Here is a 26,582-nt window from a genome sequence, read left to right on the forward strand (position 1 = left end):
AAAATATATCAGGGACGGAAAACATCCTTAGCGGGAGGGAAGAGATGAAAAAGCGATTCTGGGTGGTAGTTCTGGCTGGATTGATCCTTTTCGCCTCGGCCTCACTTTCTTCGGCGGACCTGACCATCACTGCAGACGGTGATTTATCCGCAGAAGAGTGCGATTTCAATTGCACCGATCCCCAATATGTTTCTTTGGGAAATCCTATCTAGTTTCCATCCGGAAATAGTCTTTTTTGCCAATCTCGGCGTCAATCTGCACGTTTGCTTGTGCGGCGACCTACAGGTCGCCTCCGCACAAACGCTTGATTTCCTTGATATTGGCAAAAAATCCTCATTTCCGGATTGGAAACCGGGTTGTACCGGGAAATCATTTCCGGATGGAGACTATCTATAATTGGCATATCACGTCATCCGGTCAAAATAAATCATGCGAGAGTTGGAATGGAACCATCTCCTTCCCGGGAGCGAGTCAAATAGACAGCGCGATTGTCTACGTCGAGGGCGCAAACACCACCGAAATGTGTGAAATCATTCGCGCACCTTTCAACAAGACCCTGCTCAACCGCTTTTTGGAACGGTATCACCCGGAACCTGCGCTCTGTTTCCCCAACAATGCATCTCTGTCCTTCCGTGCATGCGCCGATCCCGGTGCAAACGGGGCATATTTTATCCTGCTGGAATCCGACCAGTGTGACTATACGATTTTCGGGCCGATCCTCCTGAATGATGCGCAGCCGTGTTCAACGCAAGAGCCACAGGCCGTCCCGACGTTCAACGCCTTAGGCGGCGCTGCGTCGATCGCTATAATGATGATACTGAGTGTCATCTATATGAAAAGAAAAAGGGCCCTCCGCTAGGGAGTGTCTATCGGGAAATCATCATCAAACGCGACCCGGTTTCCGCTTCCTGAACTCACCGTTACCCACCAGTGCATAGGTCGCGCAGCAAAACCACGACTTGAGGCACCAGCCGCGTTATGTTGCGGCAGTTCGAATCTGCGGAAATCCAGGTTTGGCAGCGGCCCGGGATCACCCGGCCTCCAAATTTTTCAAAGAGTGGTAATGCATTGTGGACCCGGAGCGTTACCACACAATTTTTGCAGACGAGTGACCGGGCCCGCCGGTTGGAATGGGGTTGGAATTTCATTTAGTATCCATCCGGAGATGATTTCCCTATAGAACCCAGTTTCCAATCTGGAAATGAGGATTTTTTCTTCACACGCTTCACCTGCTCAGTCCCACCGCTTCGCGCCGGGTTCCGGTTTGGCCAATATCAAGGAAATCAAGCGGTTGCGCGGAGGCGACCTGGTGGTCGCCGCACAGGCAAACGTGCAGATTGACGCCGAGATTGGCCATAAAGACCATTTCCGGATGGAAACTATTTAGGGTTGGGGATACGGTTGCGGACAGTACGCGAAAAATAAGAAAGGGGCTGCGATTTTCTCGCAACCCCTTGTTTTTCCTTGGTGGTCCCAACGGGACTCGAACCCGTGTCCCCGGCGTGAGAGGCCGATATCCTGGACCGCTAGACGATGGGACCTTCAAAACGCAAATGCGCGGCGCACCTGCGCGCGACGCATCGGCTTTGCAAATAAACGCTAAGGAAAGGTGGCTGGGGGACGAGGATTCGAACCTCGGTTAACGGGGCCAGAACCCGTCGTCCTGCCGCTGGACGATCCCCCAGTCAAAAATTGAATTTTGCCTGAATGAATGCAGCATGTCAAGCAAAAACCAGCCGCCTGAGGCCCACTCAAAGCACTTTCCAGCACCGCACGAGGTGGTCGGGGCCGATCGGCTCGAGCGCGACGGGCGCCTCGCGGCAGCGATCCTCCACCAGAGGACAGCGCCCCTGGAAGCGGCAGCCCGGAGGAGGATTCATGGGGCTGGGGACATCGCCGCCGAGCGGACGCACAACACCACCAGACCCCTGCTCGATCGATGGAACAGCCGCCAGGAGCGCCTTCGAATAGGGATGCCGCGTATCGGCATAGAGGGCTTCAGCCGAGGCGTACTCCATGATCTGTCCGAGATACATCACCGCGACAAAGTGGCTAAGATACCCCACCACGTTCAGGTCGTGCGAAATAAAGAGGTAGGCCAAACCCAGGCTTTCCTGCAGATCGTTCAGGAGATTGATGATCTGCGCCTGGATCGAGACATCCAGAGCCGATATGGGCTCATCGCAGACGATCAGCGACGGCCCCACACTCAGGGCGCGGGCGATCCCCACGCGCTGCCGCTGCCCCCCGCTGAACTCGTGGGGGTAGCGGTCCCTGTTCGCGGCAGCGAGCCCCACCTGTTCGAGCAGTTCCCCCACCCGCACCTGCCGCTCGCTCCGCTCCATCCCGATCGTCCGCAGCCCCTCTTCGACCGACTGGCCGACGGTCATGCGGGGGTTCAAAGAGCCGTAAGGATCCTGGAAGATCATCTGGAGCTCCCGCCGGTAGGGTCGAAGCTCCTTCTCCGAAACTCCGGAGATATCCCGGCCTCGGAAGATCACCCTGCCCCCAATCGCAGGCAGAAGCCCGAGGACGGCGCGGGCCAGAGTGGATTTCCCGCAGCCCGACTCGCCCACCAGCCCCAGGGTCTTTCCTCGGGCGACCTCCAGATCGACGCCGTCGACGGCCTTGATCCAGCCGTGAATCCGCTGCAGGAACCCTCGCCGGACCGGAAAATGCACCTTCAAGTCCTCCACTTCGAGGATCGGGGCATTATCCGATAGGGCCTTCCGGTTCATGCTCTCACTCGCCAAGGCGCTCCCCTTTGCGCGCCTCTCCCGGAGGCCATGCGCCTTTCTGGTCGATCGTACAGCGCACGAGGTGCCCATCACCCAAGTCGATCATAGGGGGGATCGATACCGCGCAGGATGGGATGGACCTGGCGCAACGCGGGTGGAAGGGGCAGCCCCCGGGTTTACAGACCGGGTCCGGGACGTGTCCGGGAATGCCGCTCAGTCTCCGCCCCCTTTTTCCGGGGCTCGGCAGCGAGGCCAGAAGCCCCTGCGTGTAAGGGTGCCGGGGATTCTCGAAAAGCGTCCGTGTGCCCCCTTCTTCGACGATCATCCCGGCGTACATCACGTAGACCCTCTCGGCCACTTGGGCTACGACCCCGAGGTCATGGGTGATATAAAGGATCGACATCCCGCGCTCCTGCTGGAGGGATCGCATCAAAGAGAGGATCTGCGCCTGTACGGTCACGTCAAGGGCTGTCGTCGGTTCATCGGCGATCATGAGCTCGGGGTTGCACGAAAGGGCCATGGCAATCATCACCCGCTGGCGCTGTCCGCCACTCAACTGATGCGGGTAGTCCTCGAGGCGCTCCTCCGGGTTCGGGATGCCGACATCCCGCAAGAGCGCGATCACGCGGCCCCTCAGCTCCGCCGCCTCGACCGCCTCATGCGCTTGGATGGCCTCTCCGATCTGATCCCCAATCGTGAACACCGGGTTCAGAGATGTCAAAGGCTCCTGGAAAACCATGGATATCCGCTTTCCACGGATCCTCTGGAGTTCTTCCTCGGTCAGTCCTAGCAGTTCCACCCCCCCCAGCAGCGCACTCCCGCGCTCGATTTCGGCCGAGGGCGGCAGCAGGCCGAGCATCGCAAGGGCCGTGACACTCTTGCCGCAGCCGGACTCCCCAACCAGAGCAACGGTCTGGCCCCTGCAGACCGCAAGCGACGCGCCTTCCACCGCCTTCGCCCGGCCCGCCAGGGTCCGGAAAGTGATGTGCAGATCCGTCAGGTTCAACAGGGCTTCTGTACGCGGTTGCATCATCTCTCGCGCAGCCTCGGGTTCAGGGCCTCCCGCAGACCCTCGCCGAAGAGATTGAAGCACAGCACGACGATCAGGATCGCCACCCCGGGCACGAAGGTCAGCCACGGGGCGTCGAAGATGAAGTTCTTCCCGTCCGAGAGGATGTTCCCCCAGGTGGCATGCGGCGGCGGGACGCCGAAACCGAGGAAGCTCAGCCCGGCCTCCGTCAGAATGGCTGTCGCGATGCCGATGGTGGCCGAGACCAGCACGGGGGCGATCGCGTTCGGCATCATGTGGCGGAAGATGATGCGCCAGGTGCCGATCCCGAGCGCCCTGGCCGCCGTCACAAAATCCTGCTCCCGAAGCGAGAGGAACTCCGCCCGCACGAAGCGGGCCGTCCCCATCCAGCTCGTCAGCCCGATGACGATCATGATGTTGTACATGCTCGCCGGCAGAAGCGCCACCACCGTCAGGATCAGGAAAAAGCTCGGGAAGCAGAGCATGATGTCGACGAGTCGCATGACGAGGGTTTCGACCGAAAAGGTCCCCCACCCCAAAAAGCGAAAAACATGCCCCGAGGATGTCAGACGGTAGAGAATCCCTAGTGCAGGCCCGGCAAGGAACAGGGCAATCGCCAAGCGTGCACCACCCTGCGCGAAGGCAAACAGCGCCCCAACCCAGGCGCTGGCCCAGAGAACCTGCCAGAGCACCACCCTGTTCGACCCGAAATACCCTGCAATCCCCCCCATCAGGAGCCCCACCGCGACGGCGATCCCCACCGCCACGAACCCCACGGTGAGAGAGACCCAGGCCCCCTGCAGCATACGCGCGAAGACGTCCCGGCCAAGATCGTCCGTCCCAAGCAGGAAGACCCCGAAGGGCGGCATAGCATCCGTTTCGACAGTGCCGGCAAAAGGGCCGCTCAAGGGGGAACGCAACTTGTTCTCGAGCCGCACCAAGGCCGGGTCGAAGACCGGGTTCGATCCGGAGGTCAGGAACAGCCCGGCGAACGCGGTCAGGAAGAAGGCCACGAAGACCACCAGCCCCGCAAAGGCCATCCGGTTTCCCCTGATCATCCGCCGGAAGGCATCGAAACGCCCGTCCGCCGAAGCGGCTGCGGCCGCGAGGTCCGCTCGATATATGCTCTCTGCCTCCGTCACAGCCGTATCCTCGGATCCACCACCACGTAAAGGATGTCCGAAATCAGCGTCCCGGCCAGGACCAGCACCGCCGAGATGAAATTCACCGTCAAAATCACGGGATAGTCCCTGGCCAGGATCGCCTCGTAGGCCATCCGCCCCATGCCCGGCCACGAGAAGATGGACTCGATGATCACCGAGCCCCCGATCAGGCCGGGCAGGATCAGCCCGAACATGGTGACGAAGGGCAGCAAGGCGTTCCTCAGGGCGTGCTTGTAGTGCACCTGGTCGAACGTAAGCCCCTTGGCGCGGGCCGTGCGCACATAGTCCTGGCTTTCCACCTCGAGCATCTGACTGCGGACGTAGCGCGAAAGAACAGCGATCCCTCCTGTAGCCCCGAGGACGGAGGGCAGCAACAGGTGCCAGACCCGGTCCATGACCCCGTGGATCCAGGAGGACCCCCCCACGCCGAAGGTCTCCATCCCGATCACCGGCACCTCCAGGGTGTTGACGACGAGGATGATCAGGACGTAGGCGAAGAAAAACCCCGGAATCGAGATGAGGAAGTAGGCGATGAAGGTGGTGCTCCGGTCGTAGAACCCGCCGCGATAGATGGCCGAACGGATTCCCACCGGAAACGAAAGGGTCCAGGTGATGAGCGTCCCGACGATGAAAAGCGGCAGGCTGTTCAGAAAGCGCTCCCAGATCTTGAGGAGCACCGGCTGGTTGTCCTTCCAGGAGACGCTCCGTCCCGTCAGGAGGTCCGAATAGAAGCGCAGGTACTGAACATGGAGCGGCTCATCCAGATGAAAGGCCTCCCGGAAACGCTCCACCATCTCGGGCGTGAACTTCGGGTTCATGGGGTCCACCTGGCTCGGGCTCCCCGGGGCGAGGTGGATAATGAGAAAAGAGACCACCGACACGAAAAAGAGGGTGACGATCTTCTGAATCAGGCTCCGGCCCAGAAACGACAGCATCGATCAGCCCTCCGCCGCGAAATCGGGCACATGGGGAAGCTTGATCCAGCGGTTGAAATAGTAGATATAGCTTCCTGTCTTTGTTGGCTTTATCCGTTCATAGACAGGAGCACCATCATCCGCGGTCCGCTGGATGACGATGCGCTTGTCCAGGATGGCGGTCCATTTCCCCACATAGAGAAACGTGTACGGCTGCTCCTCGGCGATGATCGCGTGCAGGTCATGGCAGTACCGCACCTGCCGGTCATGGTCGTAGGTCTCCCGGATCCGCAGGATCAGCTCGTCCGCCGTTTGGTTCGCGAACCCGCCGAAGTTCAGATGGAAGGGTTTCGTCTGGCTCGAATGCCAGATCTGGAAGAGGTCCGGGTCGACGCCCATGCTCCAGCCGAGGACCAAGGCATCGAAATCGTGCTTATTGACCCGTTCCTGGATGAAGACGGACCACTCCAGGATATCGGTCCGCACATCGATCCCGATCTGCTTCCAGGCGTCCTGAGCGATGGCCAGGATGGCCTTCCGCGTATCGTTCCCGCCATTCGTAATGAGTGTGAACTGAAAGCGGCGGCCGTTCTTCTCGAGCCAGCCCTGCGGGCTGCGGCGCCAGCCGGCCTCCGCCAGCAGCTCGAGAGCCGCTTCCGGGTCATAGGGAAGCGGCGCGATCGACTGGTCGTAGAAATCGGTCTGCTTCACGAAAGGACCGGTGATGCGCTCGCCCTGCCCGTAGAGCACAAAACGGATGATCTTCTCGACATCGATCGCCATCCCGAGCGCCCGGCGGACGCGTTCGTCATCGAAGGGCTCGCGGCGCAGGTTGTAGGCGATGTAGGTGTACCCGAAGCTCACCCCGGAAAAGCTCTGGAAACGCGCATCCCGGGACAAGCGCTCGACCTGGTGCGGCTGCACCGCGTAGTTGTCCACCGTCCCGGCGTAAAACTCCATCTCCTGGGTCAGGAGGTCCGGGATCACCCGGTAGACGTAGCGCCGGTAGTTGGGGGCGCCTTCCCAGTAGTCGTCGAAACGCGTCAGCTCGATGTGCTGATCGGAGCGCCACTCCTTGAAGACGAACGGTCCGCATCCGACCGGCCGGCGGTTGAAACGGCTCTGGCGCATGGAAAACGCCTCGGGGTCCAGCCCCCGCTCGATCGCTTCCCGGCGCAACGCCTCCGCATTCAGGAGATGCTCCGGCAGGATGCCCATGCCCCAACTCGCCAGGGCAGGAGAATACAGGCGCTTGTACACGATCCGGACCGTCAACGGGTCCAGGATCTCGACCGACTTCACCGGTTCGTAATCGGAGACGCGCGGCGAGAGGTTGCGGGGATCCATGATGGCATCATAAGTAAAGCGGACATCGCGGGCGGTGACGGGATGGCCGTCGTGGAAGCACGCCTCGGAACGGAGGCGGAAGGTGACGATTGGATTGTGCTCGGTCTGCGGCAACACCTCCTCCGCCAAACGGGCAAGAAGTGGTTCTTCGAGCGGCAGGGATGCGCGCACGTGGTCCGCGCTCCGGAAATTCCCGAAAACACCCGGTCCGAGGAGCGTCTGAAGCCGCTCGAAGATCTCCGGATCGACTCGGTCGAGGCTCAACCGGACCCTTTCCGGCGCATGGACCGTCAGTTCGATCTCGCTTCGCTCCCCGTCCGCGGGTCGCTGAGGCACCGTTCGGACCACGGTATAGACCTGGGCCGGAAAAACCTCCACCCCCTGAATGTGGGAGAGGGATTCCATCACCTCGCCCGGCAGGTCCAGCAGCCCCCCGCGGGCCTTGATGATACTCGCCACGATCTGAGCGCCGCCAGGGGCCCCGGCCTTCGCAGCGGCCGGATCCACACAAAACCACGCCTCCTCCCGGATCTCCCAGGACTCGGCCAGGCGGCCCCGCAGGCGCAGCTCTTCATCCCGATCGAGCAGCCCCTCGAAGACCAGAGCGGTAATCTCGCTGCTCGCGGAGTCCGCCGAAAGAATGGGGTTCAAGATGCTCGCATCCCCGATGGAACCCGTAATGAACGACTCCAGCCGCTCAGGGTTCCCCCGCGTCTGCTCCTCATAGCTCGGCACCCAGAAATAGGCCTGCACCAGAAAGAGCATGAGCAGCAAAGGCACCCACAGGAGTATGCGTTTGACCGTCATGGGACGCGCCGCACCCCCCATCCAGCCAGAACCCGGGCCCGGCGGCACGCGCCCCTCAGGCCGCGTGCCCCGCACCCTTCACGGGTCGAGCGCGACAAATCCGTCATCTGGCCCTTTTCCGGCTTCGAAGTCCGGATAATATTCATCCGAAACGCAACACCCGAGTCCCGGGCGTCTCCAAACCTGACACAAGGAACCCCCGCCAGGCGCAATCGTTGACCGTCCGGCGAACCCTTTCCCGGAACCGGATCAGGTGCCCATCTCCCAGGAGGATAGATACGCCGCCTGCTCCTCGGTCAGGGTGTCGATCTCGACGCCCATGGCCTCGAGCTTCAAACGGGCGATCTCTTCATCGATGGCCTTCGGCACCGGGTACACCTGCTTCTCGAGTTCGCTGTGCCGCTTGGCCATATACTCGGCCGAAAGGGCCTGATTGGCGAAGCTCATGTCCATCACGCTCGAAGGATGCCCCTCGGCGGCGGCCAGATTGATGAGGCGCCCTTCCCCCAGGACATAGATGCGCCTCCCGGTCTTCAAACGGAACTCCTCGACAAAGGGGCGGATGCCCCTGCGGCTTTCGGTCAGTTCGGCCAGTCCGGGGAGGTCCAACTCCACGTCGAAGTGGCCGGAGTTGGAGACCATGGCGCCGTCCTTCATCAGGGCGAAGTGCTCCTTGCGGATCACGTTGATGTCCCCGGTGAGGGTGCAGAAGAAATTTCCGAGCGGCGCGGCCTTGGCGATCGGCATCACCTGGAAGCCATCCATCACGGCCTCGAGGGCGCGCAGCGGATCCACTTCGCAGACGATGACATGCGCTCCGTGGCCCTTGGCCCGCGCGGCAACACCGCGGCCGCACCAGCCGTAGCCGCTCACGACGAAGATGCTCCCGGCGACCAGACGGTTGGTCGCGCGGATGATCCCGTCGAGGGTGCTCTGCCCGGTGCCGTAGCGGTTGTCGAAGAGGTGCTTCGTATTGGCGTCGTTCACCGAGATCACCGGGAACTGGAGCACGCCGTCCCGCTCCATGCTGCGCAGGCGGATCACACCGGTGGTCGTCTCCTCGGTCCCCCCCACAACCTGCGCAAGAAGGCTTTTTTGCTCGGCCTCGCCCAGCCCCTGGGCCCATTTGGCCACCGTGGGCTCGAGCTCGCCCCACTTACGGAGGGCGATAAAGTGGAGCGAACTGACAAGATCCGCGCCGTCGTCCATCGTCAGATGGGGGCGGTGTTTCAACGCCGAAAGGATGTGGCTGTAATAAGTGGCATGATCCTCACCCTTGATCGCGAAGACGGGGACCTCATCGTCGGCCACCAGCGATGCCGCAACGTCGTCCTGCGTCGAAAGCGGGTTCGAGGCGCAGACCGCCACCTTGGCCCCGCCGGCCTTGAGGGTCTTCACAAGACCGGCCGTCTCGGTCGTCACGTGGAGGCACGCAGAAAGCCTGAGCCCGGCCAGGGGTTTTTCGGCAGCAAAGCGCTCCCTGATCTTCGCCAGGACCGGCATGCTCATGGCCGCCCACTCGATGCGCAACCGCCCCGCAGCGGCCAGGCTCAAATCCTTGATATCATAATCCATCGATTCTTATCCTTCCTCTCTCTTCCCGATCACTCCGCGCCGTGTGCGCCCCTGCCCAATAGGTCCATCCCGATGGGTTGGAGATTCACGCACAAGACTCAGGATCTCGTCCTCGGGATCGGCGCCGGTGTCGAGCAGTTCGTGCCGACACCGGTCCCCTATCCCTGTTCCAGTTTCAATCACCAAACCAGCCTGCCTTCACAAGAGGGTGGCCATCCCGGTCTCAAACCCGCCTGCCGCGCAACCCCTATTTCGTTTCCATCCGGAAATGATTTCGCGGTAGAACCCAGTTTCCAATCCGGAAATGAGGATTTTTCTTCACCGCTTCGCCGCTCAGTCCCACCGCTACGCGGCGGGTCCCGGTTTGGCCAATATCAAGGAAATCAAGCGTTTGTGCGGAGGCGACCTGGTGGTCGCCGCACAAGCAAACGTGCAGATCGACGCCGAGATTGGCCAAAAAGACCATTTCCGGATGGAAACTATTTCACGGCACGTTTGAGATCGTCCACGAGATCGGTCTTCTCCCAGGAAAACTCCGGCAGCTCCCGGCCGAAGTGCCCGTAGTTGGAGGTCTTCCGGTAGATGGGCCGCAGCAGGTCGAGGCGCTCGATAATCGCCGCCGGACGAAGATCCACGGTCTTTTTGACGATCTCGGTCAGTTCCGAACTGGGGAGCACACCGGTGCTGTAAGCTCCCACCATCACCGAAACGGGCTCGGCCCGGCCGATGGTGTAGGCCACCTGCATCTCGCAGGTCGCGGCCAGGCCGGCGGCAACGATATTCTTGGCGACGTACCGGCACATGTAGGAGGCGCTCCGGTCGACCTTCGAGGGGTCCTTCCCGGAGAAGGCGCCGCCGCCGTGATATCCGAAGCCGCCATAGGTGTCCATGATGATCTTCCGCCCGGTGAGGCCGCAGTCCCCCAAGGGGCCGCCCACGACAAAACGCCCGGTCGTGTTGATAAAATACTGCGTCTCGTTGTCCAGCAGTTCGCCCGGGATCACCTCTTCGATCACCTTTTCGATGATAGCCTCCCGGAGGGTGTCATAATCCACGTCGGGCTCGTGCTGGGCCGCGATCACGACCGTGTGGACCCGGTGCGGCCGCCCGTCGACGTAATGGACCGTCACCTGGCTCTTGCCGTCGGGACGCAGCCAGGGGAGCTGCCCGGACTTGCGGACATGCGCCAGGCGCCGGGTGAGGCGGTGGGCCAGGTAGATAGGCATCGGCATCAATACATCGGTGTCGGTGCAGGCATAGCCGAACATAAGCCCCTGGTCACCGGCTCCCTGCTCCTTGAAAAGCCCGGTCCCGTTCACCCCCATCGCGATGTCGGCCGACTGCTTGTCGATGCTCGAGAGCACCGCGCAGGTCTCCCAATCGAACCCCATGGAGGAGTTGTTGTAGCCGATATCCTTGATGGTGGAACGTACCACTTCAGGGAAATCCACATAGGCAGCGCTCGTGATCTCGCCCGCGATGATGGCCATGCCGGTCGTCACGAGGGTTTCGCACGCCACCCGGGACTTCGGGTCGAGCTGCATGAATTCGTCCAATATGTGATCGGAGATCTGATCGGCGATCTTGTCGGGGTGGCCCTCTGTGACCGACTCCGAAGTGAAGAGAAAATTGGTTGCTTTCATCCGGTACTCCTTCTCGTAGTTGGGTTGGCGGCCTGCTTGCCGCATCCGGGCTCAGGCCCGAACCTCCAATACAGCGTTGTCGATCAGCCGGGTGTTCCCCACAAAAACCGCGAGCGCCATCAGGGTATCCCGCTGCAGCACGGATATCTCTTCCAGGGTCTCGGGGTCTGCCAGACTGATGTAGTCGATCCGCGTAAACGGCTGACCCGAGATCAGTGCCTCGACGGTTCTGCGAACGGCGGCGCCATCCCTCTCACCCGCGCGCACCAGGTCCTGCGCCAGGTCCAGGCCCTTCTTGAGGCACCGGGCGACGATCCGCTCCTCGCGGCTCAGATACTTGTTTCTCGAACTCATAGCGAGTCCGTCAGGCTCCCGGACGATGGGAACGCCCACGATTTCAATGCCCATGTCGAGGTCCGCCGCCATCCGGCTGATGACCGTCAGCTGCTGAAAATCCTTCTGGCCGAAAACGGCCAGGTGTGGCCGAGCGATATGGAAGAGCTTCATCACTACCGTCGCAACCCCATCGAAGTGCGTCGGTCTCGAAACTCCGCACAGGTGCTGGGTCACCTCCAGGACCTGCACCCGCGTCTGAAAACCGGCCGGATACATCTCTGGCGCCGTCGGCAGAAACACGATGTCCACCCCCACCGATTGCGCCTTTTCGAGATCCCCTTCACGGTCCCGCGGGTAGCGCTCGAAATCTTCGCTCGGGCCGAACTGCGAGGGGTTGACGAAGATGCTGACGACCACGCGGCTCGCCAAGCGCTTCGCTACGCGCATCAGCTCGAGGTGCCCCTCGTGCAGGAATCCCATTGTGGGCACCAGGCCGATCGTGTGCCCAGCCACCCGCAGGGCCTCGGCCTTCTCCTGCATCTCCTGGACCGATTCGATGATCTCCATAAAGCCCCCTCGACCCCCATCCCGGACGTCACAGCGGCCTTCAGGATCGGGACCTTTCGTTCGATTCAAAAATCCCTGTTTCTGGATGGCAACTAGGTAGTATCCATCCGGAAATGATTTCCCTATAGAACCCAGTTTCCGATCCGGAAATGAGGATTTTTCTTCACCGCTTCGCCGCTCAGTCCCACCGCTACGCGGCGGGTCCCGGTTTGGCCAATATCAAGGAAATCAAGCGTTTGCGCGGAGGCGACCTGGTGGTCGCCGCACAAGCAAACGTGCAGATTGACGCCGAGATTGGCAAAAAAGACCATTTCCGGATGGAAACTAGGTATCACCGCCGGCAACCTTTGTCAACGCCAGGGCATCGCTCAAGCACAAAAAGTCCTCCATATCGAGGGTTTCGGCGCGCCTTCGCGGGTCGATGCCGCAATGCTCGAAAGCGGCCCCCAGCTCCTCTGCCGCCCACGGCTCCAACATGCGGAGGAGCGCGTTCAGCAGGGTCTTACGCCGGTGACCGAAGGCGCCCTTTACCACCCGCCGGAACACGGCCTCGTCACGGGCCCGCCGCGGGTAAGGGGCTCCGAAGTCGAAGCGCACCACCGCCGAGTCGACCTTCGGCCGCGGCCGGAAGGCCTCCCGCGACACGTCCAGGACGTGGGTGACGCTCGTCGCGTATCGCACGAGAACCGTCATGGCACCGTAAGCCTTTCCCCCCGGGGCGGCGGTCAGCCTGGCGGCCATCTCCTTCTGCAGCATGAGGATCGCCCGGCTGAAAAGGCCGCGGTGTCTGAGCAGCGTCTCGATCAGCGGCGAGGAGATATTGTAGGGAATATTGCCCAGCACGACGAAACGGCTGCCTTTCCCAGCCACCAGCCCCTCGAAATTCCACCGGAGGATGTCTGCCTGCACGAGCCTCACATGCTCCATTCCCGCGGCCCGCAGCTTCCCGCCAAGATAGTCCACCAGCCACGGGTCCTTCTCGACCGCGACCACATGCCCTGCCGAACGGGCCAGGGGCACCGTCAAAGCCCCCCGCCCCGGCCCGACCTCGAGGACGGGTTCATCGGCCTGGAGCCTCGCGGCGGCCACGATCCGGTTCACCACGCCCTGGTGGATGAGGAAGTTCTGCCCGAGGCCTTTTCGCGCTCGGAAATCCCCTGGAGCCGTCATGAATCCCCGCTGCGCGCAGCCCGTTTTAGCCGCCGCCTCCGCCGCATCTCCTGGAAAAATCGGAAGAGCCGGATGGATACCAGATACGCCGGCACCGCAAAGACCGTTCCGATAACGACCCCTCCCACGAGAAAGGCCGCGGCCATCCCTCCGCCGTCTCCGAGGATCTGCATAGCGATATCCATGGGATCCTCGCCGTTGCGGATCATCCCCATGACCGATCGGACCACCCCATTGCCATGGGGCATGCCGAGCACGAAAGCCCCCAGCTTGTACGCATAGAGATAGAGAAAATACCAGTTCAAAGGGTTGCTCACCCACGTGCCGATCAGCGCGGTGATCTTGCTCGCGCGGAGCGGGATGGCCAGCGCAATCGCAAGCGCGCTCTGAAACGGCAGTATGGGCATGCAGCCGGCAAAGACACCGACCGCTATGCCGAGCGCCAGTTCATGCGGGCTTCCACGGAGGCGGCTAAAGCGCCAGTACCAGTAGCGAATTCGCCGGCTGAGCTTCACCTCACACGAATCTCCCTATCCATGCAGTTCATAGGACGCACCCCCATGAGATCGCCCATCGGAAACTTCGACCGGGCATCCACATCCAGGCCCGCCGTTTCACCCTTCAGGAACCTGCGGTAGCCGGTCAGGGCAATCATCGCCCCGTTGTCCGTACAGTATGCCGGCCGCGGGTAAAACACCGCGATCCCCTTCTCCTCCTTCGCCGTCGCGCTCATACGGGCCCGGAGATGCCCGTTGCAGGCCACGCCCCCCGCGACCGCCGCAGCCGAAACGCCCGTCCTTTCCACGGCCGCCAGGGTCTTCTGGACAAGGACGTCCACGACCGCCTCCTGGAAGGCGGCCGCCAGGTCGGCCAGGGAAAGGGTCCGCTCGGCTTCGGGCGTCTCGATCCACCGCCGGTGCTGAAGCAGAACGGCCGTCTTGAGGCCGCTGAAGCTGAAATTCAGAGAATCTTTTCCCATCCAGGCCCTCGGAAACCGGATCGCCCGGGCATCCCCGCTCCTGGCAAGCCCCTCGATCACCCGGCCGCCGGGATACCCGAGTCCGAAGATCTTCGCCACCTTGTCGAAGGCCTCCCCGGCTGCATCGTCCACCGTCTGACCGAGGAGCGTGTAATCCCCGTAGCCGCGGACGTGATAAAGCTGCGTATGCCCCCCCGAAACCGTCAGAGCCACGTAGGGGAAAGGAGGCACCTCGGGCTCCAGAAAGATCGAAAGGAGATGCGCCTCCAGATGATTGACCGCAATAAGCGGTATCTTCAACGCCAACGCGAGCGCCTTCGCATAGTACAGCCCCACCAGGAGGCTCCCGACGAGCCCGGGGCCCTGGGTCACGGCAAGTGCATCGAGGTCGTGGAAATCCACCCCCGCCGTCTTCAGGGCCTCTTCCACCACCGGGATCAGATTCTTCAGGTGCTCACGCGAGGCCAGCTCCGGCACAACGCCGCCATGACGGTGGTGCAGCGCGATCTGCGAGTGCACCACATTGGCCAACACCTCGCGCCCGTCCCGCATCACCCCGGCAGAGGTGTCGTCACAGGATGTATCGATGCCCAGAATCAGCAAAATCGCCTTCTTTCCATTCGTAACGAGCGCTCAGCGAGAGGACCGGCCAATCCCTAGAGGGTCAGATACGGCTGGATCTTGGACCATTTCAGCGGTCCGATCCCCTCGACCTGCATCAGTTCTTCGAGCGCGACGAAGCCCCCCCGCCGCTCCCTTTCGACCACGATCCGCTCCGCAAGCCTGGGACCAATCCCCGGCAAAACCGTCAGCCCCTCACGGTCCACCCGGTTCAGGTCGATGGGTAGCTTCAGGGTCCATTTGTAGAACGCCGACATGCCCCGCGCCACAACCCGAACGGTCGGCGGTCCTTCGCAAAGCTCGACGCGGTCCCCCGAACCGAGGAGCGCCTCACCCTGCGGCGAACCCGGCGCGACCCACCCTTCTCCCTCCAACCGGACGAGGAGTTCCGCCAGACGCGCGCCCCGCTCGAAGGCATAAACCCGGGCATCGCCCCCCGGGCGCACGACCTCAACAAAAACCGCCTCATCCCTCGACATGGAGGGTGAAGCGGAATCGAATAACGCCGCCAGGGCTCGGGGAAGGAGGAGCAGCAGGAGCAGGAGCAGGCCACCCCGCATCAGGCGGTGGCCGTCTCTAGACCTTGTCCAGACCAAACGCCTCATGCAGGACGCGAACCGCCAGCTCCGTGTACTTTTCCTCGATCACGCAGGAGACCTTGATCTCGGAGGTGCTGATCATCATGATGTTGATGTTTTCCGCCGCCAAGCTCTCGAACATCTTCTTCGCGACGCCGGCATGGCTTCGCATCCCGACCCCGATGATGGACACCTTGGCGATATTCTCGTCCCCGAGGACCTTCTCGGCGCCGATGGCCTCGGCCACCTGGCTGACCAGCTTCATCGTCTTCATGAAATCCGGCTTCGGCACCGTGAAGGTCAGATCCGTGTAGCCGTCCTCGCTCGTGTTCTGGACGATCATATCCACGACAATCCCCGCCTGAAAGACCGACTCGAAGATCTGCGAGGCGATGCCGGGCCGGTCCGGCACCCGCCGGATCGTCACGCGCGCCTCGTTCTTGTTGTAGGCGACACTCGAAACCGCCACCTTTTCCATGTCCTTCGTTTCACCGATCACCATCGTACCCCTTTCGTTGCTGAACGTGGACCTCACATGGATGGGCACGTTGAATTTCTTGGCAAACTCCACCGAACGGATCTCCAGCACCTTGGCCCCGAGGCTCGCCATCTCGAGCATCTCCTCATACGAGATCGAATCCATCTTCCGCGCCTGCGGGCAAACGTGCGGATCGGTGGTGTAAACCCCCTCCACATCGGTGAAGATCTCGCAGACATCGGCGCCAAGCGCCGCAGCGAGCGCCACCGCCGTCGTATCGGATCCCCCGCGCCCGAGCGTGGTGATGTTGCCGGCGTCATCCAGCCCTTGAAAACCCGCCACGGCCACGATCCGGTTCGACGACAGCTCGCGTGTGATCCGCTCGTGGTCGATCTCGTGGATCCTCGCCTTCCCGTAAAGGTCGCTCGTGTGGATGGCCACCTGGAACCCGAGCAGGGAGCACGCATCGTAGCCCATGCTCTTCACGGCCATCGAAAAGAGCGCCACGCTCACCTGCTCACCGGTCGCCATCAGGACATCCAATTCCCGCGCATCCGGCTCCGAGGCTATCTCCTTTGCGAACTTGATCAACCCGTCCGTCTGTCCCGCCATGGCCGACAGGACCACCACCATCCGGTTCCCCTGCTCGAAGGTCTCGATGACCCTCCGTGCGACGTTCTGGATCTTCTCGATGCTGCCGACCGACGTTCCCCCGAATTTCTGTACCACTAGTGCCATTCTTCAACCTCAACCCAGCAATTGATTCAGTCTCTCCAATAGGATGAGGGCCCGCCCGGCGGACCCTTCGATGACAATCTCCCGAGAAAGATCCCCGAGGATGGTCAGCATCACGACCATATGCCCCTCAGGCAGGATCTCCGGGCACCGTTCACCCCACTCGATCGCCGTCACCCCGCCCTGATAGAGGTATTCTTCCAACCCGGCCGATAGGACCTCTTCCAGGCCCTCGAGCCGGTAGACATCCATGTGGAAAAAGGGGCAACGGCCTTCGTATTCGTTGACCAGCGCGAAGGAGGGGCTCGTGATGACCTGATCGGCCGGGACGTCGAGCCCCTGTGCAATCCCCTTGGCAAGGCACGTCTTCCCTGCGCCGAGATCCCCCGTCAGCACGAGCACATCGCCCGGTTCGAGCAACCGCCCGAGCCTCCGCCCGAAGGCGATCGTATCCCGCTCCGAGGCCGCCCGGTATATAACACGATCGGATCTCACGCCACAAGCGTCCGGATGAGATCCGCCTTCCCGATGATTCCCATGATCCGATCGCCGTCCATGACGGGGATCGTGTAGGCCTTTTTCTCGCTCATGATGGTCGCGATCTCTTCGATCGGCGTCCGTTCGTCGACCGTGATCACATCTCTGCTGTACAAGTCCTCCACGACGCTCGCCCCGAGCCGCCGGATCTCCTCTTCCATCTTCTTCGGCCGCTCGAGAAAGATCAGGCCGTCAAGGAGCGTGAACACCGTCGGGATGTGCAGCTTTCGGTCTTTGCGGATGAGGTCGCTTTCGCAGATGATCCCGATGAGCTTTCCATCATCGTCTACAACCGGGACACCGTTGATGTGCCGCTGGTAGAGGATCGCGGCCAGATCCTTGAGCGGTGTATCCTTCTTGACCGTCACCACATCGGTGCTCATGATATCGCTGGCGATCAGCATACGTCACCTCCCCTTGCGTTCCTCGGCGGCGGTCCCGCCGCGTTCCTCCCGTTCAACATCCAGGTTCCCCCTGCCCGATTCATCCCCGCCGGCCTTTTCCAGCACCACCATCGCCATCCCGTAAGCCCCGTCATCCGACAGGCTCAAGTGGGCGAAAACGACGCCCTCCCGCCGGCAGTGAGACGCCGACGCGCCGCCCAGGCGAAGGCCGGGCTTTCCCCGGCGATCATGGACGACTTCGATGTCCGCCCAGCGGACTCCCTGCCGCATCCCCAGGCCGATCGCCTTGGAAAAGGCCTCCTTCGCCGCAAAATAAAGCGCGAAAGCCGCCGCAGGACGCGGGCGCCTCAGACAGCGCATCCGTTCCCCCACCGTGAAGACCCGGTGGGTGAAGCGCTCCCCCCACCGGTGAAGCACCCTCTCTATCCGCGGGATATGGACCAGGTCGACACCGATGCCGTAGATCATACGCGCGACGATCCTGCTAGAAATCCCTGACGAGCGCGAGCATCTCCCGCACGGCTCGCTCGAACCCGACCAGCACCGCCCGCGCGACGATCGTGTGTCCGATGCTGTATTCCTCGATCAAAGGGATGCGATTAAACCGCTTGATGTTCACGTAGTTCAGGCCGTGCCCGGCGCTTACGCGCAGGCCGAGCTGAGAGGACACGTTGACGGCCGTCGCGATCGTGGCCAACTGGCCCCGCGCCGCAGGCCCCGTCGCAGCTTCGGCGTAGGCCCCGGTGTGGATTTCGACGATGTCTCCGCCGCATTCGGCGGCGCTTTCTATCTGCCGCGTATCGGGGTCTATGAAAAAACTCACCTGGATCCCCGCCTCATGCATCCGTCGAACCACATCCTTGAAGCGGTCCTTACTCCCGAACACGTCCAGACCGCCCTCCGTCGTCAACTCCTGGCGCTTTTCAGGGACCAGGGTCACGAGTTCGGGCCTGACCTCACCCGCAATCCGGATCATCTCGTCCGTCGCCGCCATCTCCATGTTGAGCCGGGTCTGCACCACCTCGCGCAGGACCCTCAGGTCCCGGTCCTGCACGTGCCGGCGGTCTTCCCTCAGGTGGCAGATAATCCCCTCGGCCCCGGCAAGCTCCGCCATCACGGCCGCCGCGACCGGATCCGGTTCCCGTCCTCCGCGCGCCTGCCGCACCGTCGCCACGTGATCCACATTCACTGCCAGTCTTGCCATTACGCTTCCTCTCGCATGCGTGCAAGCACGCTCTTTTCTTCGCGCTCCATGATCACTGCCTCCACCTCTCCGCGTTCATGGTCATACCCGAGCAGATGGAGCAGCCCATGCACGAGCAGGCGATCCACGGTCTCCTCCAACGTTTCATCCGCCGTCCGGGACTCTCTTCGGGCGGTGTCGACCGAGATCACCACGTCTCCGAGCATCGCGGTCTCGGGCTCCAGCGGGTCCCCGCCGCCCATCGGAAAGGAAAGCACGTTCGTCGGGCCGCTCCGGCTCCGGTAGCGCGCGTTCAGGTCCGCCATCTCGGCGTCGTCCACGAAGAGAACGCTCAACTCCTTTGACTCACAGCCCAAGGCGCTTAAGGCTCTCTCCAGTTTCCTTCTGATCTTCCGGACGCCTAGACCTCTGATCCGCCTCCGGAACTGCATCTGTATGTCCATTCACTATCCGCTTTCCGTCGGCCGCGCGCTCCATCGGCGCCATCCGGCGCTCGGCGCCCTCCGCGCCCGGGCCCGCCTTTTCACGCAGCCGCTGCGGCCCGGACTTCGCGGCGGCGTCCGGGTATTCGATCCGGTGATGGAAGATCCCGCTCAGGGTCTTGTTGAAGCTCTTCGCGATCTCGTGGAGATCCTTGAGCGTCAGCTCGCATTCGTCCAACTGCCCGTCGGAAAAGGCCTTGTTGATCATCTTCTGGACGAGGCCCTGGATCCTCGCCCCCGTCGGTTCGACCAACGTCTTGGAGGCCGCCTCCACGATGTCGGCCAGCATCACCAGCCCCGCCTCCTTCGTCTGAGGCCGCGGCCCGGGATAGCGGAAGTCCTCTTCCTTCACCTGCTGGCCCTTCAGCCCCTTCTTCTCGGCCTGCTCCTTGGCCTTTTCGAAGAAGAAATGGATCAGGCTCGTCCCGTGGTGTTGCATGATGATGTCGGTGATCTCTTTGCCGAGCTTGTAGCGCCTTGCGAGTTCAACCCCGTCCTTGACATGCGATATCAGGATGAGCCCGCTCATGGAGGGCGCCAGCCGCTCGTGCCGGTTTTCGCAGCCGATCTGGTTCTCGATGAAATAGAGCGGCTTGCGGGCCTTGCCGATGTCGTGGTAATAGGCGGCGACCTTCGCCAGGAGCGGATTCGCGCCGACGGCGGGGGCGGCCGCCTCCACCATGTTGCTCACGATCACGCTGTGGTGATAGGTGCCCGGGGCCTGCACCATCAGTTCCTTCAGCAGCGGTTGATCCAGGTTCGACAGCTCCAGAAGTTTGATGTCGGTGGTGTAGCCGAAGCACATCTCGATCAGCGGCAGCAGGCCCGTCGTCACCACCCCGGCAAGGATCCCGCCCACGAAGGCGGCCGTGGCGGCGATCACGGTCTCGACGGCATAAAAATTCCCGACGATCGCCTCGATGGCGCAGGCCATGACGACATTGACCAGGCTCACCTTGAGCCCACACCGGATAAGCACGCCGCGCTCGCGGCAATGGGTGACCCCGTGCGCCCCGACCAACGCGCTCACGAAGAAATAGATAAAAAAGGTCGCCTGCCCTTCCACCGCAAGGGACGCCAGGATGGCCGCGATCACTGAAAAGCTCGCCGCCACCCGCATGCCCATGAAAACCGAGACCAGCATCGCCCCGCTTGCCACCGGCGCAGCGTAGAGGAGGGCGCGCGGGCTGAAAAAATGGAACCCACGAGCGACTTCGTGCGAGACGATGTCAGCTGCAAGCAGCAGGAGGAACATCGTCAGGATCACCAGGGCAGTGAAGAGGACGTCTCGCGTCTCGCTTGTCGGGACCCGCCGCCGCATCAGGCCGGTCATGTACATCGCCGCAAGCAACAACCCGAAAAGGAGTGCAATCGCCGGGATACGCCCCAAACCGCCTTCCCGATGCAGGCGCCTGTTCTGCTCGGCCAGCTTGCGGACGTGCTCATCCGTCACCCGCTCGCCTTCGCGCACCAGCATCTCCCCCTTTTTCACGAGATAGTAAAAGGGTTTTACGGACTTTCTCGCCTCGTCGATCCGCAGTTCCGTCTCACGTTTGTTGAAGGTCAGGTTCGGCTTGACGATCACCGCGGCCAGCTCGACGCACAGGTTCGCGAGCACGTTCGGCAGCATGGACTTGCGCAGTTCGTCCCGCCGCGACTGGATGGTCTTCCGCGCGCTCTCGAGGCTGTAGAACGTCGTCAGATCCTTGACCTCGGACTCCTTTCCGGTCTGGATGTCATGGAGCAGGATGCCCTTGTCGCTTTGGCTCATGAGCATGGATTTGTTGCTCACGACACCCTTTTCGATCACCGGCTGGACGAGTTCCACCACCCATTTCTCCGCCTCTTCGGGAAACCCGGCCGCAAGAAAGGTCCTGAAAACAGTGTCATCGACCGGGATATCGAGGATCTCGAAAAAGCCTTCCCGCACACTGGCCTCACTCAACGGCTCCACCTCGGGCTCCGCCGCAACGGCTTCCTCCGCCTCTCCGGCGCCCTCCGCTTCGGCCTTTCTCCGCGCCTCGGCCGCGGCCTTCGCCGCCGCAACATATTCCCGACCGGCCCGGAAGCTCTCGTTGACCCGCTGAACAAGGTTCGTGCCGCTCCGATCGAAGTCGTAAACCGATAAAACCTCCTTCTCGGCTCCCTGGCGATTCTTTGCGGTCAGGGCCTCGTTTTCGACCAGGAAATCCCTGGAAGCCTTGATGTCCCGCTCCGCCACATCCCCGATCTTGTAATCCGCCGGCTTGCTGAAACCGCTTGGATAGATCAGCAGCGCCACCACGCAGCTCAGACCGATCAGGATCATCCAGCGCTGGCACTCGGGGTCCTTGAAAAAGCCCGGCAGCCAACCCGCACCCGACCGGTTCTCGCGCCGTCTGGCCGGGGGCTTGGCCCGCTGTCTGCCTTTAGGGTCTTTTCCCGTCCTCAAGCTCAGAATCTTCATGCAGCCTCCGGGCTGTGCCCAGTTCCGGCCGGAGCCTTGCCGCTCTCGGTCCGCTCATAGGCGTCGATGATCTCCTGCACCAGGGGGTGCCGGATTACGTCTTCGCGGGAAAACTGAATGAAGCAGATCCCGCCGATCCCCTCCAGGATCCTGCGGGCCTCAACGAGGCCCGAGACCTTGCCTTCGGGCAGATCCGTCTGGGTGACATCCCCCGTGATCACCGCCTTCGAGCTATAGCCAAGCCGCGTCAGGAACATCTTCATCTGCTCCGGGGTCGCGTTCTGTGCCTCGTCCAGGATTACGAAGGAGTCGTTCAGGGTCCGGCCCCGCATGAAGGCGAGCGGGGCCACCTCGATCACGCCCTGCTGGAGCAAGCGCGAAGCGCTCTCGAAATCCATCATGTCGTGGAGCGCGTCGTAGAGCGGCCGGAGGTAGGGGTTGACCTTCTCGGCCAGATCACCCGGCAGAAACCCGAGCCGCTCCCCGGCCTCGACGGCGGGACGGGCCAGCACCACCCGCTTGACCGACTTCTTCAACAAAAAGGATATCGCCATGGCCATGGCCAGGTAGGTCTTGCCGGTCCCGGCCGGACCGATCCCGAAGACCATATCGTAGTGCCGGATGGCATCCATATAGGCCTTCTGATGGATCGTCTTGGGCGTGATGAGCTTTTTGCTCGAAGGGATGTAGACCTCGTCCTTGAAGATCTTCTTGAGATCCGCGTTGGGGTCCGCGCTGAGGATCCGAACGGCGTAATCCACGTCGTTGACAAAAACCGGGTATCGGACCTTGATCAGTTCATAGAGCTGGCGAAGCGCCCGCTCCGCAAGCTCGACCTGCCAGTCGCCCCCCTCGAGGATCAGGCTGTCGCCCCTGACGTGAACGGCGATCCCGAGTTTGTTTTCCAGGACCTGGATGTGCCGGTTATTTTCTCCCACCAGGCTCTGGAAGGCCTCCTGCTCCGGGAAGACGATCTTCTTCCGCTCCTCCGGCATGGTCCGCGATCCGTTCGGGCGCTTGGACAACGCTTTATTCCCCCATGACCTGCAGCACCACCCGCCGCGTGCGGGGGCGGTTGTCGAAGTCGAGCAGGACGATCTGCTGCCAGGTCCCGAGCGTCATCCTTCCGCCGATTACAGGGATGCTGAGCGAGGGGCCCAGCAGGGCGGCACGGACGTGAGAGTAGCCGTTGCCGTCGTGCCAGCGCTCGTTGTGCTCGTAGACATCACCCTCCGGGGCCAGACGTTCGACCGCGCGCTTGAGGTCGTTCAACGCCCCGCTCTCGTATTCGATGGTCGTCAGGGCCGCCGTGGAGCCGGGCACGAACAGGGTCAGACACCCCGTACCAATCCCGCTCGCCCCAACAAATCCGGCGACGTCAGGCGTGAGATCGATGATATCGGTCCCCACTGTCGTTCGAAGCGCAAGTTCATGATTCAGGACAAACAACCGCAGCCCCCATCTCATTTCCTCGGATAAATAGATTATAACTATCACAGCCGCAATTTCCACGCAATAGCTAGTATCCATCCGGAAATGATTTCCCGGTACAACCCAGTTTCCAATCCGGAAATGAGGATTTTTTGCCAATATCAAGGAAATCAAGCGCTTGCGCGGAGGCGACCTGGTGGTCGCCGCACAAGCGAACGTGCAGATTGACGCCGAGATTGGCCAAAAAGACCATTTCCGGATGGAAACTAGCTATTCAAGATCCTCTCAAAACCCGTGCTCGATAGGGTTTTTCGCTTTACATCGTCGTCTGAATCCTGTATGACGGTGCATCTTCACTTTCTGTTCGAACCAAATACGCGCGAATCAGACAATCCGGAGGTCGTCTTGGGCGGCAAAGACCATACAGCATCCCCCCGAGCGGTTCGTGCCATCGTCCCCCCGGGAGCGGGTACCGTCGATTTCATCCCCTCGGCCGCCCGGATCGCCCAGCGCAGTCGTCTTTCTCTTTCACTCGAAGGGGTCCTCCCAGCCAAAAAACGCCTCTTCGTCGGCGTCGAGATGGCGCACAACCACCTGCGCCTCTTCAAGCTGCGCAAGCTCAAGAGCGGCATCCCCGGCTCCTGGGAGGTCCTCGACTACGTCGAAACGGTGCTTGAAAGCGGGCCGAAAGACCCGACCGGCGCGGCCGCCCACCGTCGCCTGCGTGAAAAGCTGAACCTGTTCTGCGGAAATGACCGGCGGGTGTCCATCTGGGCTCTTCTGGAACCCAGCACCTGCGATATCCGCCGGCTGCAGGTGCCACGCCTCGCCCGCAGGCGCCTGACCCAAGCCGTCTACTGGGGCCTGCGAAAGACCGCAAGCTTCGATGACCATGAAACGCTCTTCGATTACGAGATCCTGGGGCAAACGGGGGAAGGAGGCATCCAGAAGACCGAGGTCCTCGCCTACACCCTGCCTCGCAGCGAGGTGAACCGCCTCAAGACCCTCTTCTCACGGGCCGGCTTCCCGTTGGCGGGGGTGACCCTGCCTCCCTTCGCCCTCCAGAACATGCTCCAAACCATGCCGGCCGATGAAGCCGGCGGGCTTCTCGGCCTGCTGCACGTCGGTGAAACAGGCTCCTGCATCAGCATCTTTTCGAATCAACGCCTGGTCTTCACCCGCTCGGTCCGAACCGGGATGGAAAGCCTCTTCGAGGCCCTGATGGCAAACGGTCTGCATGAAGGAGCCGATTCACCCCACCTCTCCCTCCAACGGGACAACGACGGACTCTGCCTGGAAGAGGAGGCCCTGAAATTCGGTGAAACCCACGGCCGGCAGATGCTCTCCCTGCTCACATCATCCCCCTATCCTTATGAATCCGGGCGCCCCGAAGCGCGCCTGGATGCCAACGACATCCTGCGCCTGGTCATTCCTCCCATCGAGCGACTGGTGCGGCAGGCCGAACTGAGCTTCACCCATTTCGCTCAAAGCGCCGGCACGGAGAGGGTAGCACAGGTTTATCTGGTCGGAGAGATCACCCTCTATCAGCCCCTTTTGAGCTATGTCCAAGAGCAGCTGGGAATCTCGGTCGAGCGCATCGATCCGGCGCGCCTCCAAAGCGTTCTGGCATGGCTTACACCGCCACCGGAGGATCCCGGGGCCTTCGGGCGCCTGAGTTCGGCCCTCGCTGTCGCCATGCCCACGCGCAAGACCCAGAATCTCTTCCAGACCCACCTGGACCGCGAGAAGACCGCCCGCATCACCTTCCTCAACCGCGGTATATTCGTCGTCTTCATCGCCGCCGTCGCCGTCGGCTTAGGGCTTCTCTTCTGGCAGGGGCACGAGATCGAACAACGGCGCTCAGACATCGCACGGCTGGAAACCGAGTTGGACCGCCACAACCCGCGGGTCAATCGGGCACTTCTGCTCGATCTGGCCGGCAGAGTCCGGACGGAGCGACGGAAGCTCCTCGATTTTTCCGAGCGTTACGCCCTTCTGGCGATTCTTCACGAACTCACCGCGAAGACGCCCAGCCACATCCGGTTGGTCCGTTTCGGCTATGCAGACGCAGGCCCATCGGAGGAGGCGAAGCCCGCCACTTCGAAACAGACGGCTTCAGCGGCTCCATCGGCGCCGGTGAAGATCGCCACCGTCGAGGGGATCATCTCCGGGGAAGAGCGCAGCCTCGATATCCGGCTGAGCGCCTATCTCGCGGCTCTCGAAACCTCTCCGCTCCTCGGAAGCCCGGTCGTCGAAAGGCAGAACCGCCGGTTTCTCGACAGCGGGGCCGAATTGACCCACTTCGTTTTACGGATGAATATCCATGGACCGGAAAACCTCTGACCTGATCCCCGGGCGCAGCTTCCGCTATCTCCTCCTGTGCACTGCGGGAGCGGCCCTTCTCTATCTCTTGGCCGTCTACCCCTCGCACAGGGTGTTGAAAGAAGCCGAGGCACGCATTGCCGAGCTCGAAGCGGAGGTGAGCGAACAGGACGTCCTCGGTCCGCTTTTTCAGAATCTATTGAAGGAGCTGAAGGAGATCGGCGACCCGCCCTTTCCGCTCCCCGCTCCCTCCCCCGTTGCCTTGGAGGCGTTCGAGGGCCTGATGGTACAGATAGATCGGCTCGCTTGTGAACTCGGCATGGAGGTGCACACCATCCGCCCCGAGCCGAACGGCCACCGCCCCGGGCAACGGATGCCGTTGAACCTGCAGCTCCTGGGGGATTGGGCGAAGCTGCGGGAGTTTCTGATCCGCATCTATGGTATGAGCTGCGTCGAAAAGGTCGAACAGCTCCAGATCCACTCGGCCGGAGAACAGAGGCTCTTTGACCTGACCCTGATCATCCTGACCAAAACCCAGACGGCGCAGGAGTGAGTGGATTGGCCAAACGGGAGATATACCTCGTGATCATCATGGCGCTCGCCCTCGCCTACGGTGTCTATGAAATCTTTCTATCCGGCGGCACCTCCGCCCCGAAGCCTTCGACGCCCGCTGCCGCGAACCTCGATTTGAATACCTTCGTCGCGGACATGGCCAAGAACCTCACCAAGAGCCCCGAAGAGCAAAAGGTTCAGCAGGTAGCCGAAGATTGCACTCTCGAATGGCCGTCGGATCCCTTCTGGGATCAGGACTATGCCCTGCAGCAGTTCCTCAACACCTCCGATGCAGCCGCTTCGGGCTCCACGGAGGATTTGGGGCTCCTGTATTCGGGCTTTGTCGAACTGGGCGACACCCACCTGGCCGTCATCAACGACATCGAGTACCAGAAGGGCGAGTGGATCGAACCCGGCGACTACCGACTCGAAGAGATCCATCGAACCAACGTCGTTCTGGTTCACAAGACGGATGGACAGCGCTTCGTGCTGCAGTTGGACGAATGAGAAAGCGGGCTGTTGC

Annotated in this window: 31 protein-coding genes and 2 tRNA genes; 6 read left to right on the forward strand and 27 right to left on the reverse strand. The window is 61.9% G+C overall.

What is annotated here, in order from left to right; genetic code table 11:
* The first annotated feature begins 44 nt into the window (after nucleotides 1–44).
* The 3 genes from ACZ500_RS06180 to ACZ500_RS06190 are packed head-to-tail and all read left to right on the forward strand — an operon-like array spanning nucleotide 45 to nucleotide 859.
* Nucleotides 45–212, forward strand: coding sequence for a hypothetical protein (locus ACZ500_RS06180; protein ID WP_464231640.1), 168 nt, complete (start codon nucleotides 45–47; stop codon nucleotides 210–212).
* Entirely contained in the window at nucleotides 187–396 is a 210-nt protein-coding gene (locus ACZ500_RS06185) for a hypothetical protein (protein ID WP_464231641.1), read from the forward strand. The genes ACZ500_RS06180 and ACZ500_RS06185 overlap by 26 nt, the downstream gene beginning before the upstream one ends.
* Complete coding sequence (locus tag ACZ500_RS06190) at nucleotides 380–859, forward strand: hypothetical protein (protein WP_464231642.1); 480 nt, start codon at nucleotides 380–382, stop codon at nucleotides 857–859. The genes ACZ500_RS06185 and ACZ500_RS06190 overlap by 17 nt, the downstream gene beginning before the upstream one ends.
* A gap of 366 nt (nucleotides 860–1,225) precedes the next feature.
* Here the strand turns inward: ACZ500_RS06190 and ACZ500_RS06195 are convergent, their stop codons facing one another.
* The 27 genes from ACZ500_RS06195 to ACZ500_RS06325 form a co-directional block, all read right to left on the reverse strand.
* Nucleotides 1,226–1,366: a hypothetical protein gene (locus ACZ500_RS06195; protein ID WP_464231643.1), complete on the reverse strand. Its 141-nt coding sequence runs from the start codon at nucleotides 1,364–1,366 to the stop codon at nucleotides 1,226–1,228.
* A gap of 99 nt (nucleotides 1,367–1,465) precedes the next feature.
* Nucleotides 1,466–1,541: transfer RNA gene (locus ACZ500_RS06200), tRNA-Glu, on the reverse strand.
* A gap of 69 nt (nucleotides 1,542–1,610) precedes the next feature.
* A tRNA-Gln gene (locus tag ACZ500_RS06205) sits at nucleotides 1,611–1,684 on the reverse strand.
* 67 nt (nucleotides 1,685–1,751) lie between these two features.
* On the reverse strand, nucleotides 1,752–2,753 hold the full coding sequence (locus ACZ500_RS06210; RefSeq protein ID WP_464231644.1) for an ABC transporter ATP-binding protein: 1,002 nt from the start codon (nucleotides 2,751–2,753) through the stop codon (nucleotides 1,752–1,754).
* Nucleotides 2,743–3,771 carry an ABC transporter ATP-binding protein gene (locus tag ACZ500_RS06215; protein ID WP_464231645.1) on the reverse strand — a complete coding sequence of 343 codons (1,029 nt, stop codon included), beginning with the start codon at nucleotides 3,769–3,771 and terminating at the stop codon, nucleotides 2,743–2,745. The genes ACZ500_RS06210 and ACZ500_RS06215 overlap by 11 nt, the downstream gene beginning before the upstream one ends.
* Nucleotides 3,768–4,910 (reverse strand): ABC transporter permease, encoded by a 1,143-nt coding sequence (locus tag ACZ500_RS06220; protein ID WP_464231646.1) that lies wholly within the window; start codon nucleotides 4,908–4,910, stop codon nucleotides 3,768–3,770. The genes ACZ500_RS06215 and ACZ500_RS06220 overlap by 4 nt, the downstream gene beginning before the upstream one ends.
* On the reverse strand, nucleotides 4,907–5,866 hold the full coding sequence (locus ACZ500_RS06225; RefSeq protein ID WP_464231647.1) for an ABC transporter permease: 960 nt from the start codon (nucleotides 5,864–5,866) through the stop codon (nucleotides 4,907–4,909). Before ACZ500_RS06225 ends, ACZ500_RS06220 begins: the two co-directional genes overlap by 4 nt.
* Before the next feature lie 3 nt (nucleotides 5,867–5,869).
* Nucleotides 5,870–7,999: an ABC transporter substrate-binding protein gene (locus ACZ500_RS06230; protein WP_464231648.1), complete on the reverse strand. Its 2,130-nt coding sequence runs from the start codon at nucleotides 7,997–7,999 to the stop codon at nucleotides 5,870–5,872.
* Between the two features lie 249 nt (nucleotides 8,000–8,248).
* On the reverse strand, nucleotides 8,249–9,574 hold the full coding sequence (gene ahcY / locus ACZ500_RS06235) for an adenosylhomocysteinase (RefSeq protein WP_464231649.1): 1,326 nt from the start codon (nucleotides 9,572–9,574) through the stop codon (nucleotides 8,249–8,251).
* A gap of 247 nt (nucleotides 9,575–9,821) precedes the next feature.
* Nucleotides 9,822–10,040 (reverse strand): hypothetical protein, encoded by a 219-nt coding sequence (locus tag ACZ500_RS06240; RefSeq protein ID WP_464231650.1) that lies wholly within the window; start codon nucleotides 10,038–10,040, stop codon nucleotides 9,822–9,824.
* Nucleotides 10,041–10,053: 13 nt separating this feature from the next.
* On the reverse strand, nucleotides 10,054–11,217 hold the full coding sequence (gene metK / locus ACZ500_RS06245; protein ID WP_464231651.1) for a methionine adenosyltransferase: 1,164 nt from the start codon (nucleotides 11,215–11,217) through the stop codon (nucleotides 10,054–10,056).
* Between the two features lie 51 nt (nucleotides 11,218–11,268).
* Nucleotides 11,269–12,120 (reverse strand): pantoate--beta-alanine ligase, encoded by an 852-nt coding sequence (gene panC, locus ACZ500_RS06250; protein WP_464231652.1) that lies wholly within the window; start codon nucleotides 12,118–12,120, stop codon nucleotides 11,269–11,271.
* A 122-nt stretch (nucleotides 12,121–12,242) separates the two neighbouring features.
* The gene (locus tag ACZ500_RS06255; RefSeq protein WP_464231653.1) at nucleotides 12,243–12,431 is read right to left on the reverse strand and encodes a hypothetical protein; all 189 of its coding nucleotides are present in this window, start codon (nucleotides 12,429–12,431) and stop codon (nucleotides 12,243–12,245) included.
* Between the two features lie 13 nt (nucleotides 12,432–12,444).
* The gene (rsmA, locus tag ACZ500_RS06260) at nucleotides 12,445–13,290 is read right to left on the reverse strand and encodes a 16S rRNA (adenine(1518)-N(6)/adenine(1519)-N(6))-dimethyltransferase RsmA (protein ID WP_464231654.1); all 846 of its coding nucleotides are present in this window, start codon (nucleotides 13,288–13,290) and stop codon (nucleotides 12,445–12,447) included.
* A complete protein-coding gene (locus ACZ500_RS06265) occupies nucleotides 13,287–13,805 on the reverse strand; it encodes a DUF2062 domain-containing protein (protein ID WP_464231655.1) in 519 nt (172 codons plus the stop codon). The genes rsmA and ACZ500_RS06265 overlap by 4 nt, the downstream gene beginning before the upstream one ends.
* The gene (tsaD, locus tag ACZ500_RS06270; RefSeq protein WP_464231656.1) at nucleotides 13,802–14,872 is read right to left on the reverse strand and encodes a tRNA (adenosine(37)-N6)-threonylcarbamoyltransferase complex transferase subunit TsaD; all 1,071 of its coding nucleotides are present in this window, start codon (nucleotides 14,870–14,872) and stop codon (nucleotides 13,802–13,804) included. Before tsaD ends, ACZ500_RS06265 begins: the two co-directional genes overlap by 4 nt.
* Nucleotides 14,873–14,925: 53 nt before the next feature.
* Nucleotides 14,926–15,486, reverse strand: coding sequence for a ComEA family DNA-binding protein (locus ACZ500_RS06275; protein ID WP_464231657.1), 561 nt, complete (start codon nucleotides 15,484–15,486; stop codon nucleotides 14,926–14,928).
* Nucleotides 15,467–16,684, reverse strand: coding sequence for an aspartate kinase (locus ACZ500_RS06280; protein WP_464231658.1), 1,218 nt, complete (start codon nucleotides 16,682–16,684; stop codon nucleotides 15,467–15,469). Before ACZ500_RS06280 ends, ACZ500_RS06275 begins: the two co-directional genes overlap by 20 nt.
* Nucleotides 16,685–16,693: 9 nt before the next feature.
* The gene (tsaE, locus tag ACZ500_RS06285) at nucleotides 16,694–17,176 is read right to left on the reverse strand and encodes a tRNA (adenosine(37)-N6)-threonylcarbamoyltransferase complex ATPase subunit type 1 TsaE (protein ID WP_464231659.1); all 483 of its coding nucleotides are present in this window, start codon (nucleotides 17,174–17,176) and stop codon (nucleotides 16,694–16,696) included.
* Nucleotides 17,173–17,622, reverse strand: coding sequence for a CBS domain-containing protein (locus ACZ500_RS06290; protein ID WP_464231660.1), 450 nt, complete (start codon nucleotides 17,620–17,622; stop codon nucleotides 17,173–17,175). Before ACZ500_RS06290 ends, tsaE begins: the two co-directional genes overlap by 4 nt.
* Before the next feature lie 3 nt (nucleotides 17,623–17,625).
* Nucleotides 17,626–18,090, reverse strand: coding sequence for a holo-ACP synthase (gene acpS, locus ACZ500_RS06295; RefSeq protein WP_464231661.1), 465 nt, complete (start codon nucleotides 18,088–18,090; stop codon nucleotides 17,626–17,628).
* A 16-nt stretch (nucleotides 18,091–18,106) separates the two neighbouring features.
* A complete protein-coding gene (locus tag ACZ500_RS06300; RefSeq protein ID WP_464231662.1) occupies nucleotides 18,107–18,826 on the reverse strand; it encodes a pyridoxine 5'-phosphate synthase in 720 nt (239 codons plus the stop codon).
* On the reverse strand, nucleotides 18,826–19,182 hold the full coding sequence (ybeY, locus tag ACZ500_RS06305; RefSeq protein WP_464231663.1) for an rRNA maturation RNase YbeY: 357 nt from the start codon (nucleotides 19,180–19,182) through the stop codon (nucleotides 18,826–18,828). The genes ACZ500_RS06300 and ybeY overlap by 1 nt, the downstream gene beginning before the upstream one ends.
* Nucleotides 19,172–21,754, reverse strand: coding sequence for an HD family phosphohydrolase (locus tag ACZ500_RS06310; RefSeq protein WP_464231664.1), 2,583 nt, complete (start codon nucleotides 21,752–21,754; stop codon nucleotides 19,172–19,174). The genes ybeY and ACZ500_RS06310 overlap by 11 nt, the downstream gene beginning before the upstream one ends.
* Nucleotides 21,751–22,749 (reverse strand): PhoH family protein, encoded by a 999-nt coding sequence (locus ACZ500_RS06315; protein WP_464233007.1) that lies wholly within the window; start codon nucleotides 22,747–22,749, stop codon nucleotides 21,751–21,753. Before ACZ500_RS06315 ends, ACZ500_RS06310 begins: the two co-directional genes overlap by 4 nt.
* 34 nt (nucleotides 22,750–22,783) lie before the next feature.
* Nucleotides 22,784–23,221: a secondary thiamine-phosphate synthase enzyme YjbQ gene (locus tag ACZ500_RS06320; RefSeq protein WP_464231665.1), complete on the reverse strand. Its 438-nt coding sequence runs from the start codon at nucleotides 23,219–23,221 to the stop codon at nucleotides 22,784–22,786.
* Between the two features lie 52 nt (nucleotides 23,222–23,273).
* On the reverse strand, nucleotides 23,274–23,438 hold the full coding sequence (locus tag ACZ500_RS06325; RefSeq protein ID WP_464231666.1) for a hypothetical protein: 165 nt from the start codon (nucleotides 23,436–23,438) through the stop codon (nucleotides 23,274–23,276).
* 86 nt (nucleotides 23,439–23,524) lie between these two features.
* Here ACZ500_RS06325 and ACZ500_RS06330 point away from each other — a divergent pair, with 86 nt between their 5' ends.
* Genes ACZ500_RS06330 through ACZ500_RS06340 form a run of 3 tightly spaced genes read left to right on the forward strand, consistent with a single transcriptional unit; the run spans nucleotide 23,525 to nucleotide 26,566 of the window.
* Complete coding sequence (locus tag ACZ500_RS06330; protein WP_464231667.1) at nucleotides 23,525–25,528, forward strand: hypothetical protein; 2,004 nt, start codon at nucleotides 23,525–23,527, stop codon at nucleotides 25,526–25,528.
* Nucleotides 25,509–26,060 (forward strand): type 4a pilus biogenesis protein PilO, encoded by a 552-nt coding sequence (pilO, locus tag ACZ500_RS06335; RefSeq protein ID WP_464231668.1) that lies wholly within the window; start codon nucleotides 25,509–25,511, stop codon nucleotides 26,058–26,060. Before ACZ500_RS06330 ends, pilO begins: the two co-directional genes overlap by 20 nt.
* The gene (locus ACZ500_RS06340; RefSeq protein WP_464231669.1) at nucleotides 26,057–26,566 is read left to right on the forward strand and encodes a hypothetical protein; all 510 of its coding nucleotides are present in this window, start codon (nucleotides 26,057–26,059) and stop codon (nucleotides 26,564–26,566) included. Before pilO ends, ACZ500_RS06340 begins: the two co-directional genes overlap by 4 nt.
* Nucleotides 26,567–26,582 lie beyond the last annotated feature (16 nt).

The organism is Desulfatiglans parachlorophenolica (genome assembly GCF_055394735.1).

Coding starts and splice junctions, on each gene's coding strand:
- ACZ500_RS06180 (WP_464231640.1), top strand. CDS start 45: ATGAAAAAGCGATTCTGGGTGGTAGTTCTGGCTGGATTGATCCTTTTC.
- ACZ500_RS06185 (WP_464231641.1), top strand. CDS start 187: ATGTTTCTTTGGGAAATCCTATCTAGTTTCCATCCGGAAATAGTCTTT.
- ACZ500_RS06190 (WP_464231642.1), top strand. CDS start 380: ATGGAGACTATCTATAATTGGCATATCACGTCATCCGGTCAAAATAAA.
- ACZ500_RS06195 (WP_464231643.1), bottom strand. CDS start 1,366: ATGGTCTTTATGGCCAATCTCGGCGTCAATCTGCACGTTTGCCTGTGC.
- ACZ500_RS06215 (WP_464231645.1), bottom strand. CDS start 3,771: ATGATGCAACCGCGTACAGAAGCCCTGTTGAACCTGACGGATCTGCAC.
- ACZ500_RS06225 (WP_464231647.1), bottom strand. CDS start 5,866: ATGCTGTCGTTTCTGGGCCGGAGCCTGATTCAGAAGATCGTCACCCTC.
- ACZ500_RS06230 (WP_464231648.1), bottom strand. CDS start 7,999: ATGACGGTCAAACGCATACTCCTGTGGGTGCCTTTGCTGCTCATGCTC.
- ahcY (WP_464231649.1), bottom strand. CDS start 9,574: ATGGATTATGATATCAAGGATTTGAGCCTGGCCGCTGCGGGGCGGTTG.
- ACZ500_RS06240 (WP_464231650.1), bottom strand. CDS start 10,040: ATGGTCTTTTTGGCCAATCTCGGCGTCGATCTGCACGTTTGCTTGTGC.
- metK (WP_464231651.1), bottom strand. CDS start 11,217: ATGAAAGCAACCAATTTTCTCTTCACTTCGGAGTCGGTCACAGAGGGC.
- panC (WP_464231652.1), bottom strand. CDS start 12,120: ATGGAGATCATCGAATCGGTCCAGGAGATGCAGGAGAAGGCCGAGGCC.
- ACZ500_RS06255 (WP_464231653.1), bottom strand. CDS start 12,431: ATGGTCTTTTTTGCCAATCTCGGCGTCAATCTGCACGTTTGCTTGTGC.
- rsmA (WP_464231654.1), bottom strand. CDS start 13,290: ATGACGGCTCCAGGGGATTTCCGAGCGCGAAAAGGCCTCGGGCAGAAC.
- ACZ500_RS06280 (WP_464231658.1), bottom strand. CDS start 16,684: ATGGCACTAGTGGTACAGAAATTCGGGGGAACGTCGGTCGGCAGCATC.
- ACZ500_RS06290 (WP_464231660.1), bottom strand. CDS start 17,622: ATGCTGATCGCCAGCGATATCATGAGCACCGATGTGGTGACGGTCAAG.
- acpS (WP_464231661.1), bottom strand. CDS start 18,090: ATGATCTACGGCATCGGTGTCGACCTGGTCCATATCCCGCGGATAGAG.
- ACZ500_RS06300 (WP_464231662.1), bottom strand. CDS start 18,826: ATGGCAAGACTGGCAGTGAATGTGGATCACGTGGCGACGGTGCGGCAG.
- ACZ500_RS06310 (WP_464231664.1), bottom strand. CDS start 21,754: ATGAAGATTCTGAGCTTGAGGACGGGAAAAGACCCTAAAGGCAGACAG.
- ACZ500_RS06315 (WP_464233007.1), bottom strand. CDS start 22,749: ATGCCGGAGGAGCGGAAGAAGATCGTCTTCCCGGAGCAGGAGGCCTTC.
- ACZ500_RS06320 (WP_464231665.1), bottom strand. CDS start 23,221: ATGAGATGGGGGCTGCGGTTGTTTGTCCTGAATCATGAACTTGCGCTT.
- ACZ500_RS06325 (WP_464231666.1), bottom strand. CDS start 23,438: ATGGTCTTTTTGGCCAATCTCGGCGTCAATCTGCACGTTCGCTTGTGC.
- ACZ500_RS06330 (WP_464231667.1), top strand. CDS start 23,525: ATGACGGTGCATCTTCACTTTCTGTTCGAACCAAATACGCGCGAATCA.
- pilO (WP_464231668.1), top strand. CDS start 25,509: ATGGACCGGAAAACCTCTGACCTGATCCCCGGGCGCAGCTTCCGCTAT.